14 protein-coding genes are annotated in these 15,550 nt (G+C 71.8%); 3 read left to right on the top strand and 11 right to left on the bottom strand.

The window, feature by feature from the left end; genetic code table 11:
- Window positions 1-379 precede the first annotated feature (379 nt).
- Window positions 380-1,264 carry an agmatinase gene (speB, locus tag ACK4UM_RS01700; RefSeq protein WP_409794708.1) on the top strand — a complete coding sequence of 295 codons (885 nt, stop codon included), beginning with the start codon at window positions 380-382 and terminating at the stop codon, window positions 1,262-1,264.
- Here the strand turns inward: speB and ACK4UM_RS01695 are convergent, their stop codons facing one another.
- From ACK4UM_RS01695 to ACK4UM_RS01680, 4 genes are all read right to left on the bottom strand, one after another.
- Complete coding sequence (locus tag ACK4UM_RS01695; RefSeq protein ID WP_409794706.1) at window positions 1,265-1,672, bottom strand: curlin; 408 nt, start codon at window positions 1,670-1,672, stop codon at window positions 1,265-1,267.
- 197 nt (window positions 1,673-1,869) lie between these two features.
- Window positions 1,870-2,313 (bottom strand): curli-like amyloid fiber formation chaperone CsgH, encoded by a 444-nt coding sequence (gene csgH / locus ACK4UM_RS01690; protein ID WP_409794703.1) that lies wholly within the window; start codon window positions 2,311-2,313, stop codon window positions 1,870-1,872.
- Window positions 2,314-2,356: 43 nt separating this feature from the next.
- Window positions 2,357-2,800, bottom strand: a complete 444-nt coding sequence (locus ACK4UM_RS01685; protein WP_409794701.1) for a curlin — start codon at window positions 2,798-2,800, stop codon at window positions 2,357-2,359.
- An 89-nt stretch (window positions 2,801-2,889) separates the two neighbouring features.
- On the bottom strand, window positions 2,890-3,375 hold the full coding sequence (locus ACK4UM_RS01680; protein ID WP_409794698.1) for an ASCH domain-containing protein: 486 nt from the start codon (window positions 3,373-3,375) through the stop codon (window positions 2,890-2,892).
- A 689-nt stretch (window positions 3,376-4,064) separates the two neighbouring features.
- On the opposite strand from ACK4UM_RS01680, the gene ACK4UM_RS01675 reads away from it, so the two are divergent.
- On the top strand, window positions 4,065-5,549 hold the full coding sequence (locus tag ACK4UM_RS01675; RefSeq protein WP_409794695.1) for a complex I subunit 5 family protein: 1,485 nt from the start codon (window positions 4,065-4,067) through the stop codon (window positions 5,547-5,549).
- A gap of 10 nt (window positions 5,550-5,559) precedes the next feature.
- Here the strand turns inward: ACK4UM_RS01675 and ACK4UM_RS01670 are convergent, their stop codons facing one another.
- The 7 genes from ACK4UM_RS01670 to dctP form a co-directional block, all read right to left on the bottom strand.
- Window positions 5,560-7,125, bottom strand: a complete 1,566-nt coding sequence (locus ACK4UM_RS01670) for a GTPase (protein ID WP_409794692.1) — start codon at window positions 7,123-7,125, stop codon at window positions 5,560-5,562.
- Window positions 7,112-8,191: a YcjF family protein gene (locus ACK4UM_RS01665; RefSeq protein WP_409794689.1), complete on the bottom strand. Its 1,080-nt coding sequence runs from the start codon at window positions 8,189-8,191 to the stop codon at window positions 7,112-7,114. The genes ACK4UM_RS01670 and ACK4UM_RS01665 overlap by 14 nt, the downstream gene beginning before the upstream one ends.
- A 175-nt stretch (window positions 8,192-8,366) precedes the next feature.
- Window positions 8,367-9,896, bottom strand: coding sequence for a malonate--CoA ligase (locus ACK4UM_RS01660; RefSeq protein WP_409794687.1), 1,530 nt, complete (start codon window positions 9,894-9,896; stop codon window positions 8,367-8,369).
- A 22-nt stretch (window positions 9,897-9,918) separates the two neighbouring features.
- On the bottom strand, window positions 9,919-11,235 hold the full coding sequence (locus ACK4UM_RS01655) for a malonyl-CoA decarboxylase (RefSeq protein WP_409794684.1): 1,317 nt from the start codon (window positions 11,233-11,235) through the stop codon (window positions 9,919-9,921).
- Entirely contained in the window at window positions 11,232-12,551 is a 1,320-nt protein-coding gene (locus tag ACK4UM_RS01650; RefSeq protein WP_409794682.1) for a TRAP transporter large permease, read from the bottom strand. Before ACK4UM_RS01650 ends, ACK4UM_RS01655 begins: the two co-directional genes overlap by 4 nt.
- Before the next feature lie 3 nt (window positions 12,552-12,554).
- Entirely contained in the window at window positions 12,555-13,175 is a 621-nt protein-coding gene (locus tag ACK4UM_RS01645; protein ID WP_409794679.1) for a TRAP transporter small permease, read from the bottom strand.
- A 97-nt stretch (window positions 13,176-13,272) separates the two neighbouring features.
- Window positions 13,273-14,283, bottom strand: a complete 1,011-nt coding sequence (gene dctP, locus ACK4UM_RS01640; protein WP_409794676.1) for a TRAP transporter substrate-binding protein DctP — start codon at window positions 14,281-14,283, stop codon at window positions 13,273-13,275.
- A gap of 272 nt (window positions 14,284-14,555) precedes the next feature.
- On the opposite strand from dctP, the gene ACK4UM_RS01635 reads away from it, so the two are divergent.
- Window positions 14,556-15,266 carry a GntR family transcriptional regulator gene (locus tag ACK4UM_RS01635; RefSeq protein WP_409794673.1) on the top strand — a complete coding sequence of 237 codons (711 nt, stop codon included), beginning with the start codon at window positions 14,556-14,558 and terminating at the stop codon, window positions 15,264-15,266.
- The last annotated feature ends 284 nt before the right edge of the window (window positions 15,267-15,550 follow it).

The following is a 15,550-nucleotide window of genomic DNA, read 5'->3' as shown; positions in this document are numbered from 1 at the left end:
GAATGCGCGCGCCCGTCCCTCCCCTACGGGGCTACGAGATTCACACACCTCTTCCGATCGGTTTCCTTGGAGATCTCGCCGTTTGCGAAGGGCTCGACGGTCTCCCCTCCCCATTGGGGGAGGGCATTGGGACTCCTCTGGGGTGGGGGTCGTGTAGAACCTGGCGTAACGGTGCCTCCTGCGCGACCCCCATCCGTCTCCGGGCTAACGCCCGGAGCCACCTTCCCCCAAGGGGGAAGGACAAGAGCGGCCTTCGTCGACATCGATCACATGCAGAAACAGCGATGTGTGCACTCTCTACCCCTACGCAGAGGGATGACACCCGCCGCGTTGCGCTGCTATGAGCCCTCCACTTCCGAGAACCGCCCGCGAGCCCGCCATGCCGACCTTCTTCTCGACGCCGACCTTCATGAACGCGCCCATGGGCGAGGACGACGCGCCGGGGCGGTTCGCGATCCTCGGCGTGCCCTTCGACGCGGCGACCAGCCTGCGGACGGGCACGCGGCTCGGGCCGGGCGCGATCCGGGCGGCCTGCGCGCATCTCCTGCTCGATCCGCTCTACCCGTTCAGCGTGCCGCCGGGCGAGATCGACATGCGCGACCACGGCGACGTGAAGATCGATTTCGGGCGCGCCGAGACCAACATGGCGGCGATCGAGGCGCGGGTGCGGGGGCTCGTCGCGGCGGGCGCGCATTGCGTGACGCTCGGCGGCGATCATTCGATCACCCTGCCGATCCTGCGCGCGCATGCGCAAAAGCACGGGCCGCTCGCCCTCGTCCAATTCGACGCTCACCAGGACACCTGGGCCGACGACGGCTCGCGGGTCGATCACGGCACCTTCGTCACCCGCGCCGTGGCGGAGGGGGTGATCGACGCCGCGCGCTCGGTGCAGATCGGCATCCGCACGCGGGCGCCGGCGACCTGCGGATTGCGCGTCATCGGCATGGAGGAGATCGACGCGCTCGGCATCGCGGGCACGATCGCCGCCGTCCGGGAGACGGTCGGCACGGGGGCGGCCTATCTCTCCTTCGACATCGACTGCCTCGACCCCGCCCACGCGCCCGGCACGGGGACGCCGGTGATCGGCGGGCTCTCCTCGCGCGAGGCTCTGCGCATCCTGCGCGGGATCGCCGGGCTCGATTGGCGCGGCATGGACCTCGTCGAGGTCGCCCCGGCCTACGACCATGCCGAGCTCACCGCGATCGCGGGGGCGACGGTCACGCTCACCTATCTAACGATGCTCGCCGAGCGCGACCGGGGCTGATCAGAAGCCGAACTGGAACATCAGCCCCGAGCCGCCGCGGCCGGTCTGCTCGACCTCCGCGCGGGTGTTGCGGCCGAACTGGAAGAGGCCGAAGGCATGGCCCTCGCCCTCCTGGGAGAGCGTGCCGTGATGGCCGCGCCCCTCCTGGTGGACGATGCCGCGATGGCCCTGGCCCGCCTGGCGAAGCCCCGCATTGTTGTCGCGACCGCGCTGATGGATGTGGCCGCGCGACTGGACGTCCCGCACGATCCCGTAGATCGCGAGCCCGGCGCGCAGGGCGCGATCCTGCTCGGCATTGCCGGGCGCGATCCGCACCGAGACGGAGCCGGAGGCCTGCGCGGGGGCGCTCGCGGCGAGCGCGAGCGGAGCGGCGAGCGCGGCGGCGAGGGCGAGGGCGGCGATCTTCATCGGGGCGTCTCCTGTGCGAGGGCGGGAGGGAGGTGGACATCCCTCCCCGGAGGGGAGGGTGGACGGACGAGCGGAGCGAGGCCGGCCGGGTGGGGCCCGGGTGGAGATTGTTCTGCGAGCGTCGGGCCCCACCCGGCCCCCGTCGCTTGCGCTCCGGGGGCCACCCTCCCCTACGGGGAGGGATTATGGCGTCGTGCTCAGCGGCTCGCGGTGACGGCGCAGGTGGCGCTGCGGCGGCCGGCTTGGACTTCCATGGTCGCGCGGTAGGTGCCCGAGCCGAGGCTCACGGCGCCGAGCGAGACGGGCACGTTCGCGCGCGCCTCGAAGGCGCCGCCCTGGCCGATGTCGCTGCGATTGCCGCCGCCGCCGCCCGAGACGCGCAGGCCCCAGGTCCCCTCGACGCGGTCGCTCGCATGGATGACGGGCTCGAGCACGAGCATGCCGCCGCGTCGCGCGACCGCGATCTCGCAGGAGAGCGGCGCCGCCGACGCCAGCTGGAAAGAGGGCGCCGAAAGGTCCGGCCGCGCCGGCGGCAGCGGCGCGTCGGCCTGGGCGAAGCCGACGGCACCGACGGCGCCGGCGGCGGCGATCGCGAGCGCCGCGACCGCGATGACGGAAGACGAAAGCGACGGGACGGGCATGGCGATCTCCTCGGGGACAGGGATTGGACGGGACGGGGGCCGATCAGTCGCAGAGCTGGACGAAGGCGGCGACGTTGCCGGAGCCGCGCTGGTCGACGCTGCCGCGGCAGCCGTGGCCGACCTGGACGCCCGCGGTGATGTTGCCGTTGCCGTCCTGGGTGACGATCGCGGAATGGGCCGAGCCGAACTGACCGATGCCCGCCTCGTTGCGGCGCCCGTTCTGGGTGATGTCGACGCGGTGGCGCACGCCGTTCTGGCCGATCGCGGCGGTGTGGCCGCGGCCGCGCTGGCGCACGGCGCCCTCGTTGAAGCGGCCCTCCTGGAAGATGCCGAAGCGGTGGCGCGCGCCCTCCTGGGTGCCGCCCGCCGAATTGCCCCAGCCGAATTGCTGGACGCGGGCGTCGTTGGCGGAGGCGGGGAGCGAGAAGCCGAGGCCGAGGGCGATCAGGGCGGCGGCGAGAACGGGGCGGGGGGCGGTGAGGCGCATGGTCGGGTCTCCTCTTTCGTGTTCCGGCGCCGAGCGGCGACGGTCACAGGATTAGAGGAGCGTGGCGGAACCGATCCTGAACCGCTCGTTCAAGTGCCGTTAAGGTCGGCGGCCTCCGGCGGCCACACCACGACGAAGCGCTCGAACACGACGAGGAGATCGTCGTCGTAGACGAAGCCTTCGCGCTCCGCCTGGCGCGTCCAATAGCGCCGGTGACCGTCGAGCCAGGAGGCGAGCGACCCGTCCCCCTCCCCTTCCGCGGCCGCGTCCGCCTCGGTGATCGCGTGGACCGGCTTGATGTCGACGGCGACGTTGCGCCAGATCAGCCGCGGCTCGCCCTCGGCGTCGACGGAAACGACGTGGGTGCCGACGCGCGGCACGGGAGCGCCCTCGGCCTCGAAATCGCGCAGCAGGCTCGCGGTGGCGCGCTTCGTCCCGGCGAGCGTCAGCGCGGTGAGCTCGTCGCAGAGCGCCGCGCCGTCGCCGAAGGTGCTCACGTCGTAATCGTCCGCCGCGCAGCCCGTCGCCGCGACGAAATCCTGCCAATAGCTTTGCGTCCGCCGCGTCTTCTCCATGGGTGCCCCCGCTCGCGATTCGGGCGGGCGAGTCTACACCCGATCGACGCTCCGGCGATTCCGATGGCGCGGCTCCAGGGTCAGTGCTCCCCCGGTGTCATCCCCGGCCGGAGGTCGCTTGCGACCGGAGGGGAAGGGGACCCAGCACCAGAATTGCTTGCGGAGCAAGCACTTGTGGCGGCGACGAGCCGCCTGGTCGGCGGCGCGAGCGCTTGCTCCGCAAGCGTCTTCCTGCGCTGGGTCCCCTTCCCCTGCGCACGCTACGCGTGCTCCGGCCGGGGATGACACGGGGGAGCAGCCCCGACGTTGTCATCCCGGACGCCGAAGGCGATCCGGGACCCAGACCCACGACGCTTCAGTCGCAGCCTATAGGCTGCGTTTCTCCCACGACGGAACCCGCTGAAAGGTGGTGCAGCGAGCGCGGCATGCGCGCTCGGATTCGTCGCCGAGTGTATGGGTCCCGGGTCCGCTTCGCGGCCCGGGATGACAACCGTCGGAAGGTTCACACGCTCGCAGGCGTCGGAGACGTCGCCCCCCTGCGGCGGGGCGCCGCGCTCGCGGGCATGTTATCGCGCGTCGGCTTGCGGGGGGAGAGCGGGCGTCCAGATGGGGGAGGCAGGGTGCGCATCGCGGCCGGGGGGCGCGCGGAAGGCGGCGCACCTTCGGATCGCAGGAGGAGAGCGCCCCCGATGTCGTTCCTGGCCGGTTTTCCGTCGTCCGATGCCGATTGGCTGGCGCTGACCCTCGTGATTCCCCTCGTCGGGGCGGCGATCGCCTTCCTCGTCCCGCGACGGGCGACGCTCGCGGGGCTCGCGAGCCTCGCGGCCACGGGGGCCTGCGTCGCCGTGCTCGCGGCGCGGGTGATGGCGCAGGAGTCCATCGCGACGACGCTCGGCGGCCCGGCCGCGCCGATCGGCATCGGGCTGCGCGTGGACGGGCTGTCCGTCGTCATGCTCGCGATGGCGGTTCTCGTCGTCCTCGTCGCCGGGCTCGGCGCGATCGACGCCTTCGGCCGACGGCGCGCCGGGGCAGAGGGCGAGCGCGCGCTGCGCGCCTTCTGGCCGCTCGCTCTGACGCTGCTGGCCGGCCTGTGCGGGATCTACGTCGCGACCGACCTGTTCAGCCTCTACGTCCTCGTCGAGCTCGTCGGCCTCGCCTCGGTGGGGCTCGCCGTGCTCGGCGGGCGGCTCGAGGCGATGCGGGCGGGGTTCGAGTACCTGACCACGAGCATGCTCGGCGCGCTCTTCTTCCTCATGGGCGTCGCCTTCGTCTGGCTTCAGGCCGGGCGGCTCGATTTCGAAGGGGTCGCGGCCCATGCGGGGGAGCCCGCGATGCTCGCCGCCTTCGCGCTGATGCTGATCGGCCTGTCGCTCAAGGCCGCGCTCTTCCCCGTCTCGTTCTGGCTGCCGCGCACGCATGCGCGGGCGAGCGCGCCCGCGAGCGCGCTCCTCTCGGCGCTCGTCCACAAGGCGTCGCTCTACATCCTGCTGCGCCTGTGGATCGAGATCTTCACCCCCTCCGACGCGATCGGCCTCCTTCTCGGGCTCATGGGCACCGGGGCGATCGTCTGGGGGTCGATCAACGCGCTGCGGGCCGAGCGGCTCAAGCTCCTCGTCGCCTGGTCGACTGTCTCGCAGATGGGCCTCATGTGCGTCGCCTTCGCGCTCGCCGACACGACCGGCGCGGCTCTCGCGTGGCAGGGAGCGGTGCTCCTGATCCTCGCCCATGCGATGGCCAAGGCGGCGATGTTCCTCGCCGCCGGGCGGATCGCGGCGGAGGTCGGCCACGACCGCATCGCCGAGCTCGACCGCAGCGCGGTCCGCCCGACGCTCGCCCAATTCGCCTTCGCGCTCGCGGCGGTGAGCCTCGTCGGCCTGCCGCCGAGCGCGGGCTTCGCGGGCAAGTGGCTCCTGATCGAGGGGGCCGTGCGCGCCGATGCCTGGCTGTTCGTCGCCATCGCGGGGGCGAGCACCGCGCTCAGCATCGCCTATCTCGGCCGCGTGCTCCCCGGCTTCCTGCGCTCGGACCGGCAGGAGGCGGGCGGGCGGGAATACCAGGGCTGGGCGCTCGCGGACGCCCCGCCCCTCGCGCTCGCCCTCCTCGCCGCGGTGTCGGGGCTCCTCGCCTACCACGTCCTCGCGCTCGTCACGCTTGGAGCGCCGTTCGGCGGGTGAGGCACCCGGCTCAGCGCAGGCGGCGCAGGAAGCGCTCGCCGAAGACGCGGGCGCCCGCCGCGACGCCGCGGCCGGCCCGGCCGAGATTGGCATCGAGGCGAAGCCCCCCCTCCCCCGAGAGCCGGCGGCGGTTGCGCTGGGTCATGAGCGCCTCGCCGAGCGATGCCGCGATCGCGGCATGCAGCGTGTCGAGGTTCCACACCGGCGGCTCGGCGCAGATCGGGATCGGCACGCCGCCCATTTCCGCGCCGATCGCCGCCACCGCTTCGCCCATTCGCGTCTGCGCCTCGGGCGGCAGGCGATTCTCGGGATAGGGCCAGGCGGGCAGGAGCGTGTCGGCGGCGCTCGCGACCAGGATGGATGGGGGCTTGCGGCGGGCGGGCTCGCCCGCGAAGCGCGCCTCGAAGGCGCGGCGCAGCGCGTCGTCGACGGCGCGGGAGGGGCGCGTGGCGCGAAGCGCCCAGATCACCATGTCCGCCTCCAGCATCTCCGCGAGGAGCGCGCTCTGCGTGCGCGCGGAGCCGTCGAGGCCCATCGTGTCGACGAAGCGGCAGGGAATGCCGTCGATCTCGGCGTCGTAGGCGGTGGCGCGGTCCGTCGTCGGCGCGAGGTCGGTCTCGGCGCGGACCTCGCCGAGGAGCGCGTTGATCAGCGTCGACTTGCCGGCGCTGATCTGGCCGATCACCAGGATGCGCACCGGATCGTCGGGCCGCGCGAGGCTCGCGCGGTCGCGCAGCTCCGAGCCGAGCTCGATCTCGACGAGTTCGCGATCGGAGAAGCGCAGGCGCCCGGAATAGAGGTCGATCGCCGCCTGCGCGACCTCCTCGAGCAGGATCGCCTGCGCGTCGCGCATCAGGTGCTCGGTCAGGCGGTCCTGGAGGCCGGCGGTGGCGAGGCGCTCGAGCTCGCGCAGGAGGCCGACCGGCGGGTTGAGCGCGAGCCGCACCCCGCGATAGGCGAGAAAGCCCGCCTCCCACGCCGCGCGGGCGGTCTCCCGGCGCTCCCAGATCCAATGGATGGTCCGCACCGAGACCTGGTCGGAGAACGGCACGTGCGCGCGCAGGAAATCGCGGTAGCGGGTGGCGACGCGGTCGGCGAGGAGGAGCGCTTCCGGCACGGTGAAGTCGAGGGCGCCGCGGCGTCCGCCGGACATGCCGGTCGCGACGCGCTCGATCACGGAGAGCGCCTCGGCGGGGAGCTCCTCCCAGGGCATCGGAGCCGCGAGGCGCGCCTCGATCTGCGCCCGCACCTCCTCGTAGACCGCGACCTCGCCGGGCGTCCAATCCGGATCGACGGCGAGCGGGGCGAGCCGACGCGGCTCGGGGCGGGCGGTCGCGGCGTCCGAGGCCGCGCGCGCGGCGACACGGCGCGCCCGCCGCACGAGGAACGCCCGCGCTCCCCAGACGACAGCCGCGAGCGCGGCGAAGATCGCGACGAAGGCGATCAGCCAACCGCGCTCGAACAGCCACAGGAAGCCGAGCGCCGAGGCGACGGCGAAGGGCGCGACGAAGAGCGCCGCGAGCCCGACCCGGCTCCAGCGCAGAAAGCCCCGGCGCATGCGGTCAGCGAGGCGCATGGCGCGCCCTCTTGAAGGCCTCCGCGTAGAGCCGGCGCAGCACCTCCTCGTTGGCGGGCTCGCCGCGCGCTTCGCGATCGAGCCAGAAACAGGCGGCGCGGCCGAGCGCGTAGGTCGCCGCGAAGCTCACCGTCGCCGCGGCCGCGGCACCGAGCGTCTGGCCGATCCCCGGCACGAGCTTGGCGCCCTGGCGCGCGGCGTAGCCCGCCGCATAGCGCAGGAGCACGCCCGAGCCGAGCGCCCCGGCGAAGGCGCCGATGCGGGCGCGCGTCCAGGGCACGCGATAGCGCTGGGCGAGCGCGTTGAGCATCGCTCCTTGGAGCGCCGGCACGCTCACCGCGCCGACGATCGGCGTCGTGTCCGCCGCCGCCGCCGCGCCGGCATACCAGAGGACGAGCGGGCGATGCTCGGCGAAGCGGCGGGCCTCCTCGCTCTCCGCGCGCTCGCGCATCATCAGGAGGGACGTCTCGGGCAGGATCGCGGCGAGTGCGGCGTGGAGCTCCTCGATGCCTATCGCCTCCGGCGCGCCCGGCGGCAGGGCGACGACGACATGAGCGAGCCGCCCGCCCGCCGCCTCCTCGAAGGCGGCCTGCGCGCGGGCGCGGGCCCGCTCGCGGGCGGCTGGCTCGGGGGCGAGATCGGCGCCCGTGTGGACGAGGAGGATCGGCGCGCGCGGGCGGCGATCGCGCACGGCGGCGACGACGTCCGTCACCGCGCCCTGGACGGGATCGTCGAGGCGCGCGAGCGCGACGATGGCGTGGCTCCCCTCCTCCGCCGCCGCGAGATCCTCGGCCGGATCGTAGCCCACCTCGCCGAGCCCGCGCGTGTCGAGGAAGCGCAGGAGCGGGCGCTCGCGGGGGAAGTCGTAGGCCATCGCGGTGCGGGTGCAGGGCGCGAAGCCCGGCCCGATTTCGGCCTCGCCGGTGAGGAGGCGGATCAGCGAGGACTTGCCAGAGCCGGTCTTGCCGAGGAGCCACAGGGTCGGCGTCGGCACGACCTGCGCCTCGATCGTCGGCGGCTCGAGGGCCTCGCCCTGGCCGAGCATGCGGCGAAGGATGTCCTGCACGGTCCGGCCAACGCTCCCGAGGTGTCGCGCGGACGTCGCCGCGCGCGCATTCTGGCAGGCGCCGCGTCCGGGCGCCATGGCGCAGATGTAGGAACGCACCCCCGGCTCGTGCAGCCCCCTCGCGGCCACCGAGACCGCCTCGTCCAGGGACCGGGCGACGCGTCGCGCCGAACGCTCACGCGTCGGCGGAGGGCGCGAAGGCGTCCGCGAAGCGCTCCCGCAGCATGTTCTTCTGGACCTTGCCCATCGTGTTGCGCGGCAGATCGTCGACGAAGAAGACGCGCTTGGGGACCTTGTAGGCGGCGAGCGTCTCGCGCAGGGCGGCGATGTACGCCGCCGCGTCCCCCGGCGCCGCGCCCCCGGTGCTCACCACCGCCACGACGGCCTCCCCGAGATCGGGATGCGGCAGCCCGACGACCGCGCTCTCCACCACCCCGTCCATCGCGTCGAGCGCGCTCTCGACCTCCTTGGGGTAGACGTTGTAGCCGCCCGTGATGACGAGATCCTTGTCGCGGCCGACGATCGTCACGTAGCCGTCGTCCGAGATCGAGGCGAGATCGCCGGTGATGAAGAAGCCGTCCTCGCGAAACTCGGAAGCGGTCTTCTCGGGCATGCGCCAATAGCCCTTGAACACGTTCGGCCCGCGCACTTCGAGCACGCCGATCGCGCCGGGTGCGAGGATCTCGCCGTCCTTGCCGCGCACCCGCACCTCGACGCCCGGCAGAGGCGGGCCGACGGTGCCGGCGCGGCGCTCGCCGTCGAGCGGGTTCGAGGTGTTCATGCAGGTCTCGGTCATGCCGTAGCGCTCGAGGATGGCGTGGCCGGTGCGCTGCGCGAAGGCGCGGTGGGTCTCGGCGAGCAGCGGCGCGGAGCCGGACACGAACAGGCGCATCCGCGCGGCGGCCGCACGATCGAGACGCGGGCTCTGCAGGAGGCGCGTGTAGAAGGTCGGCACGCCCATCAGGATGGTCGCGCGGGACATCGCCCCGATCACCCGCTCGGGGTCGAAGCGCTGCATGAGGATCATGCGGCCGCCGTTCCAGAGCATCAGGTTGAGCGCCACGAACAGCCCGTGCGTGTGGAACAGGGGCAGCGCGTGGATCAGCACGTCGTCGGGGCGAAAGCCCCAGGCCTCGTGCAGGGCCTGCACGTTCGAGGCGAGGTTCCCGTGCGAGAGCATGGCGCCCTTCGAGCGCCCCGTCGTGCCCGACGTGTAGAGGATCGCCGCGATGTCGTCGGCGTCCGCCTGCGCGATCTCCTCGAGCGGCGCGTGCTCGCGCGCGCCCGCGACGAGGCTGCCGCTGCCGTCGGCGGCCAGCGTGAGGAGGTGCGTGCCCGCGCGCTGCGCGGCGATCGGCGCGAGGGCGGCCTCGCTCGCCGGATCGCAGACGATCGCCTTCGGCTCGGCATCGCCGACGAAATAGGCGATCTCGGAGACCGTGTAGGCGGTGTTGAGCGGCAGATGGATCGCGCCGATCTGCAGGCAGGCGAGGTAGAGGCACACCGTGTGCGCCGATTTCTCGACCTGCACGGCGACCCGGTCCCCCTTGCCCACCCCGAGCGCGCGCAGGAGCGCCGCGATCCGTCCCGACCGCGCGATCACATCGCCGAAAGCGACGCTCGAGCCGTCGTCGAGCTCCATGAAGGGCGCGTGCGGATCGGCCGGAAAGCGGCTGCGATAGAGGGCGTAGAGATTGGCGTTCATCGACGATACTCGCATTCGCGCGTCAGGCGGCAAGCGTGCGGATGCGGCGGGAGGCGATGATGCGCCCCTCGCCGACCAGAGCTTCGTGGTTGCGCTCGATTTCCGAGAGCCGGTAGACGTAATTGACCATCAGCCCGGCGGATTCGCGCAGGCCCTTGGGCGAGCGGTCGGCGAGCCAGTTGAGCCGCTCGAGCCGCGCGCCGTTGCCGAGGTGGAAGCGTGCGACGGGATCGCGCGGCAGGTTGCCCCGCCTGGCCTCGGCGAGATAGCGCGCGGCGGCGCGCGAGAGCGGCGCGCGCAAGGCCTCGCAGCGCTCGCGATCGTCGGGCCAGCCGGGCTCGGCGATCGCCTCGAGCAGGCGCGCGGCCTCCCCCGGCTCCACCAGGGCGCCCTCCCCGGCTGCCCCGCGCGACGCCTCCTCGCGCAGGAAGGCGACGAGCCCGGGTATCGGGGAGAGCGTGGCGAAGCTGCGCAGCGAGGGCATCTCGGCGCTGAGCTCCTCGACGACCTGCTTGATCAGGAAATTGCCGAAGGAGATGCCGCGCAGGCCCTCCTGACAATTGCTGATCGAGTAGAAGATCGCCGCGCTCGGCGCGCTCGCCGCCTTCGCGTCGACGCCCTCGGCGAGGATGTCGGCGACGTTGTCGCTGATCGCGTGGGTGAGCGCCACCTCGACGAAGATCAGCGGCTCGTCCGGCATCGCAGGATGGAAGAAGGCGAAGCAGCGTCGATCGGGCGCGAGCCGCCGGCGCAGATCGTCCCAACCGGCGATCGCGTGCACCGCCTCGTAGGCGATGAGCTTCTCGAGCACGGAGGCGGGCGTGTCCCAGTTCACGCGCCGCAATTCGAGAAAGCCGCGATTGAACCAGGAGGACAGGAGATGCTGGAAATCCGCGTCGACCGCGCGCAGCTCCACGCGCGTGCCGACGAGCCCTCCGAGCGCCTTGCGCATCGCGACGATCGTCGCCGTGCCCCCCGGCGCCATGTTGATGCGGCGGATCAGCTCCTGGCGCGGCGGCTCGACGGCGCGGGCGAGGCGCGCGAGCGTGCGCTCGCCCGGATCGGCCGCATAGGCGCGCGCGGCCTCCTCGAGCGCCGCCGCGTCCGGAGCGTAGTCGCGGGCGAGGAGCGCGAAGAACGCCGCCTGCCCCGCCTCGTCGAGCGCGGCCCAGGCGCTCGTCACCTCGCGCGCGAGGGCCGTGCCGGTCGCCTCGCCGCGATGGGACATCAGATCCGCGCAGAGCCGGCCGATGGAGCGCTCCCCCCCGAGCTGCCCGGCGCTCGCGAGATAATCGCGTCCGCGATCGGCGATCGAGGCGAGGAGATCGAGGAGCATCATCGCGCAGGCCCCATCACCGTTTCCGGCAGCCAGGTGGCGATGCCAGGGAAGACGCACAGGATCACGATCGCGAGCACCATGCAGCCGACGTAAGGCAGCGAGCCCTTGAGGATCGTCTGCAGGCGGATGTCCGGCGCGATCGAGTTGATGACGTAGAGGTTGAGGCCGACGGGGGGCGAAATGAGCCCGATCTCCATGTTGATCGTCAGGATCACCGCGAACCAATACGGGTCGAAGCCCGCCGCCATGATCACCGGCAGGAGGATCGGCGCCGCCATCACGATCACCGCCACCGGCGGCAGGAAGAAGCCGCAGACGAGCAGGAAGAGGTTGATCATCAACAGGAGGATCCACGGATTGACGTCCATGGCGATGATCGCGGCGGCGATCGACTGCGTGATGAACAGGCTCGACAGCATGTAGCTGAACACGCCCGCGCCGCCGACGATGACGAGGATCATCACCGATTCGCGGGTCGAATCGCGCAGGATCGCCCACCACTTGGTCGGCTGCCACATGCGGTAGATGACGACCGCCGCGACGATGCAGGCGAGCGCGCCGACGGCGGCCGTCTCGGAGGGCGTCGCGACGCCGCCGTAGAGCGCGTAGAGTACCGCGGCGACGATGGCGAGGAAGGGCAGGACGCGCGGCAGCACCTCGAAGCGCTCGCGCCAGGAGAAGGTCACGACCGGCACGCGCGGCCCCGAGCGTCCCTGCCACCAGGTCGAGAACAGCGACCAGGCCATGAACAGAGCCGTCAGCATCAGCCCCGGCAGGAGGCCCGCCAGGAACAGGCGCCCGATCGAGGTCTCGGTCGCGATGCCGTAGACGATCATGGTGACGCTCGGCGGGATCAGGATGCCGAGCGTGCCGCCCGCCGCGATCGAGCCCGCGGCGACGCCGTCCGGATAGCCGCGCTCGCGCATCGCCGGGATGCCCATCTTGCCGATCGCCGCGCAGGTGGCGGGCGAGGAGCCCGACAGAGCCGAGAACAGGGCGCAGGCGCCGAGATTGGAGATCACGAGGCCGCCGGGCACCCGCGTCATCCAGCGGTCGAGCGCCGCGTAGAGATCCCCGCCGGCCCGCGAGGAGGCCACCGCCGCGCCCATCAGGATGAACATCGGGATCGAGATCATCGCGAAGCTGTCGAGCTTGGCGAAGAACAGCTCCGGCACGAGCGACAGGCTCGAGAGGCCGTCGAAGACGACGAGGAAGCCGATGGAGACGACGAGCAGCCCCATGCCGATGGAGAGGCCGCAGAACAGCACGGCGGTCGTGATCAGGCCGACCAGAGCGCCCAGAACGAGGGGATCCATGGCTCAGTGCTCCTTGCGCAGGACGCGGGCGGTGGCGTCCTCGGCATCGTCGATGCCGAAGGGGCGGTCGCGGCCGGTGAGGACGGCGACGAGATCGGCCATGAGCTGGAGCATCCACACCAGGAAGCCGACCGGGATCGCGGCGTAGGCCGGCCACATCCGCGGCCCCCAGACCGAGGACGAGCGCCAATTGTAGGTATAGGCCTCGATCGTCAGCTCGAGCCCGTACAGGCCGACGACGGCGCAGACCGCGATGCTGAGGAGAAGGCAGAGGCAATAGAGCGCGAGCCGCAGCCGCCGGCCGAGATAGAGCGGCACGAGGTCGACATTGACGTGCCCGCGCACGCTCTGGACGTAGGGCGCGCCGACCAGCGTCGCGGCGATCATCGTGTAGATCACCACCTCCGTCTGCCAGACCGTCGAGGCGTTGAGCACGTAGCGGACGAAGACGAGCTGGCAGACGAGCAGCACCGAGAACGCGATTCCCGCCGCCGCGAAGATCCCGCAGGCGAGGGAGAGGCGGCGGCAGAAGAGGATGAACAGGTCGACCGGGCCGCGCGTACGTGCGTCGGCCTTCGTCGCGGACGCAGGCTGCGCCGACTCGGTCTGCGTGGAGGTGGACATCGGGCCTTCCTCGTTCGATCGGCCGCGAGCGGCGCGCGGGCGGCGCCGCTCGGACGGCTCTGCCGGGGCGGCGGGCAGGCGCCGCCGCCCCGTCGGCTCACTCGACGGAGAGGGCGAGGTCGAGCAGCCGCTGGCCGTTCGGCGTCGAACCGACGAAGGAGACGTAGGCGCTCTCCTGGGCGAGGCCCTTCCAGGCGTCGAACGCCTCCTGCGTCATCGTGCCGATCTCCACGCCCGCATCGCGGAACACCGCCACCGCCGCTTCGTCCTCGCGGGCGGCCTCCTCGGAATAGAAGGCCATCGCCTTCTCCGCGCCGGCACGCAGGGCGTCGCGCTGGGCGTCGTTCAGCCGATCCCAGGAGCGCTTCGAGACGATCATCGGCTGGTACATGAACCAGAGGGCGTAATCGCCCGGCGGCGTGAAGCAAGAGACCTGCTCGTGGAGGCGGAAGGAGACGAAGCTCGACGAGGAGGTGTTGACCGCATCCAACACCCCGGTCTGCATGGCGCTGTAGATCTCCGAGCTCGGCATCGAGGCGATCGACGCGCCGGCCGCGGCGAGCATCTCCTCGAAGGCGCGCCCGGCCGCGCGGAACTGCAGGCCCTGCACGTCCGACGGCTCGACGATGCAGCGGTCCTTCGCGGCGAAGCCGCCGGCGAGCCAGCCGGGCACGAGCGTGACGACGCCCGCGTCGTTCATGATCTTCTCGATTTCGGCCATGAACTCGGACTGGTTCAGGCGCTGCGCGTGCTCGTGGTTCCGGACGAGGCCCGGCATGAGGGTGAGGTTGAATTCGGGGTGGCGCCCGGACGCGTAGGTCAGCGGCAGGACGGCCATGTCGAGCTGGCCGCGGGTGAGCGGCTGCCACTGGTCGTTGGGTCCGAACAGCGAAGCATTGGGGAAGATCTGCAGCTCGAGCCCGACATCGGCCGCGGCGACCTCCTCGGCGACGATCTCCACGATCTTGTGGCGCACGTCGTTGGTCGACCATTGGTGCGAGACGCGCAGCCGCTCCGCGAAGGCCGGGGAGACGAAGGCGACGGTCGCGGCGAGCGCGAGCGTAAGGCCCGCCATGCGCCGCAAGGGCGAGGCTTGACGATCTGACATGGGCTGTTTCCTCCAGGTGCCTGTATGCGGATCTTGCGTCCGCTCAGCGACGAGACCGGGAGCTTAGGGACGGGAGCGGCAGCCGTAAAGCTCTTTTGTATACCAAATCGCTGCCATGCATACCAAAGCGCCCGTCAGAAATTCTTCGCACCCGCGGTAAAATGCTGAAATCGCGCAGGTTACCGGCGCCCGGCGCCGGGAGAGCGGGCTCTGCTCGAACCGTCGATCGGCGCGTCTTGCCGCCGTGCTTCGCATCTGGCATACATCGCGGCATGACCGAGAAGCGAAGACGACGCCCTCCCGCGGGCCAGCGCGGCAATCGCGGTGCGGAGATCGTCCGCGAGCTGGAGCACGACATCGTGCGCGGCGCGCTCCAGCCCGGCGATCGGCTCGACGAGCGTCAGCTGAGCGAGCGCTTCGGCACGTCGCGGACGCCCATCCGCGAGGCCATTCTCCAGCTCGCCACGTCGGGCCTCGTCTCCACCGTGCCGCGGCGCGGGGCGGTCGTCGCCGCGATCACCCTGTCCGAGCTCCTCGAGATGTTCGAGACGATGGCGGAGCTCGAGAGCGCCTGCGCCCGCCTCGCCGCCCGCCGGATGCAGCCCGCCGAGCTCGCCGCCTTGGAGCGCCTGCACATGGCCTGCGAGCGCCATGTGATGGAGCAGGATCCGGACGCCTACTACGCCGCCAATGTCGGCTTCCACGAGGCGATCTACGACGCGAGCCGCAACGGCTTCCTCGCGCGCCAGACCCGCCATCTGCGCAACCGGCTCTCGCCCTATCGCCGGCTCCAGCTCCACCGCAAGGGGCGCATGCTCTCCTCGAACGCCGAGCACGCCGCCATCGTCGAGGCGATCCGCACCGGCGACGAGGAACGGGCGGCGGCCGTCATGCGCGAGCATGTCAGCGTCCAGGGGCACGGCGTCAACGACCTGATCGCGCTGATGCCGCGCAGCTACCTCGACGCGAGAGCCTCGGCCTGAGAGCTTGAAAACGTTTCCCCACCCCGTCATTCCGGGGCGCGAAGCGAGCCCGGAACCCAGATCCACGACGGTGGTTCGAGCGCGCATGCGCGCTCGTTGAGCAGCCTCACGCAACTGATGCGTCGAAGGACGCAGCCTATAGGCTGCTGATCAGAAGTCGGGAGTCTGGGTTCCGGGCTCGCTTCGCGCCCCGGAATGACGGCGTGGAGGTATCCGGCGAAAGATTCGCATACTCCGAGGCCTGAGCCCGTCGGCGGGCGGCGCGCGCGGACGTCGCCCGCGCG

Source organism: Salinarimonas sp. (assembly GCF_046292825.1).
GTDB lineage: Bacteria > Pseudomonadota > Alphaproteobacteria > Rhizobiales > Beijerinckiaceae > Salinarimonas.
The sequence above is the reverse complement of the archived record's forward strand: the minus strand, read 5'-3'. Positions and strand labels throughout refer to the sequence as shown.

Bases quoted from the DNA above. Each gene is read 5' to 3' on its own strand.
- speB (WP_409794708.1), top strand. From the start codon at position 380: ATGCCGACCTTCTTCTCGACGCCGACCTTCATGAACGCGCCCATGGGC.
- ACK4UM_RS01695 (WP_409794706.1), bottom strand. From the start codon at position 1,672: ATGAAGATCGCCGCCCTCGCCCTCGCCGCCGCGCTCGCCGCTCCGCTC.
- csgH (WP_409794703.1), bottom strand. From the start codon at position 2,313: ATGCCCGTCCCGTCGCTTTCGTCTTCCGTCATCGCGGTCGCGGCGCTC.
- ACK4UM_RS01685 (WP_409794701.1), bottom strand. From the start codon at position 2,800: ATGCGCCTCACCGCCCCCCGCCCCGTTCTCGCCGCCGCCCTGATCGCC.
- ACK4UM_RS01680 (WP_409794698.1), bottom strand. From the start codon at position 3,375: ATGGAGAAGACGCGGCGGACGCAAAGCTATTGGCAGGATTTCGTCGCG.
- ACK4UM_RS01675 (WP_409794695.1), top strand. From the start codon at position 4,065: ATGTCGTTCCTGGCCGGTTTTCCGTCGTCCGATGCCGATTGGCTGGCG.
- ACK4UM_RS01670 (WP_409794692.1), bottom strand. From the start codon at position 7,125: ATGCGCCTCGCTGACCGCATGCGCCGGGGCTTTCTGCGCTGGAGCCGG.
- ACK4UM_RS01660 (WP_409794687.1), bottom strand. From the start codon at position 9,896: ATGAACGCCAATCTCTACGCCCTCTATCGCAGCCGCTTTCCGGCCGAT.
- ACK4UM_RS01655 (WP_409794684.1), bottom strand. From the start codon at position 11,235: ATGATGCTCCTCGATCTCCTCGCCTCGATCGCCGATCGCGGACGCGAT.
- ACK4UM_RS01650 (WP_409794682.1), bottom strand. From the start codon at position 12,551: ATGGATCCCCTCGTTCTGGGCGCTCTGGTCGGCCTGATCACGACCGCC.
- ACK4UM_RS01645 (WP_409794679.1), bottom strand. From the start codon at position 13,175: ATGTCCACCTCCACGCAGACCGAGTCGGCGCAGCCTGCGTCCGCGACG.
- dctP (WP_409794676.1), bottom strand. From the start codon at position 14,283: ATGTCAGATCGTCAAGCCTCGCCCTTGCGGCGCATGGCGGGCCTTACG.
- ACK4UM_RS01635 (WP_409794673.1), top strand. From the start codon at position 14,556: ATGACCGAGAAGCGAAGACGACGCCCTCCCGCGGGCCAGCGCGGCAAT.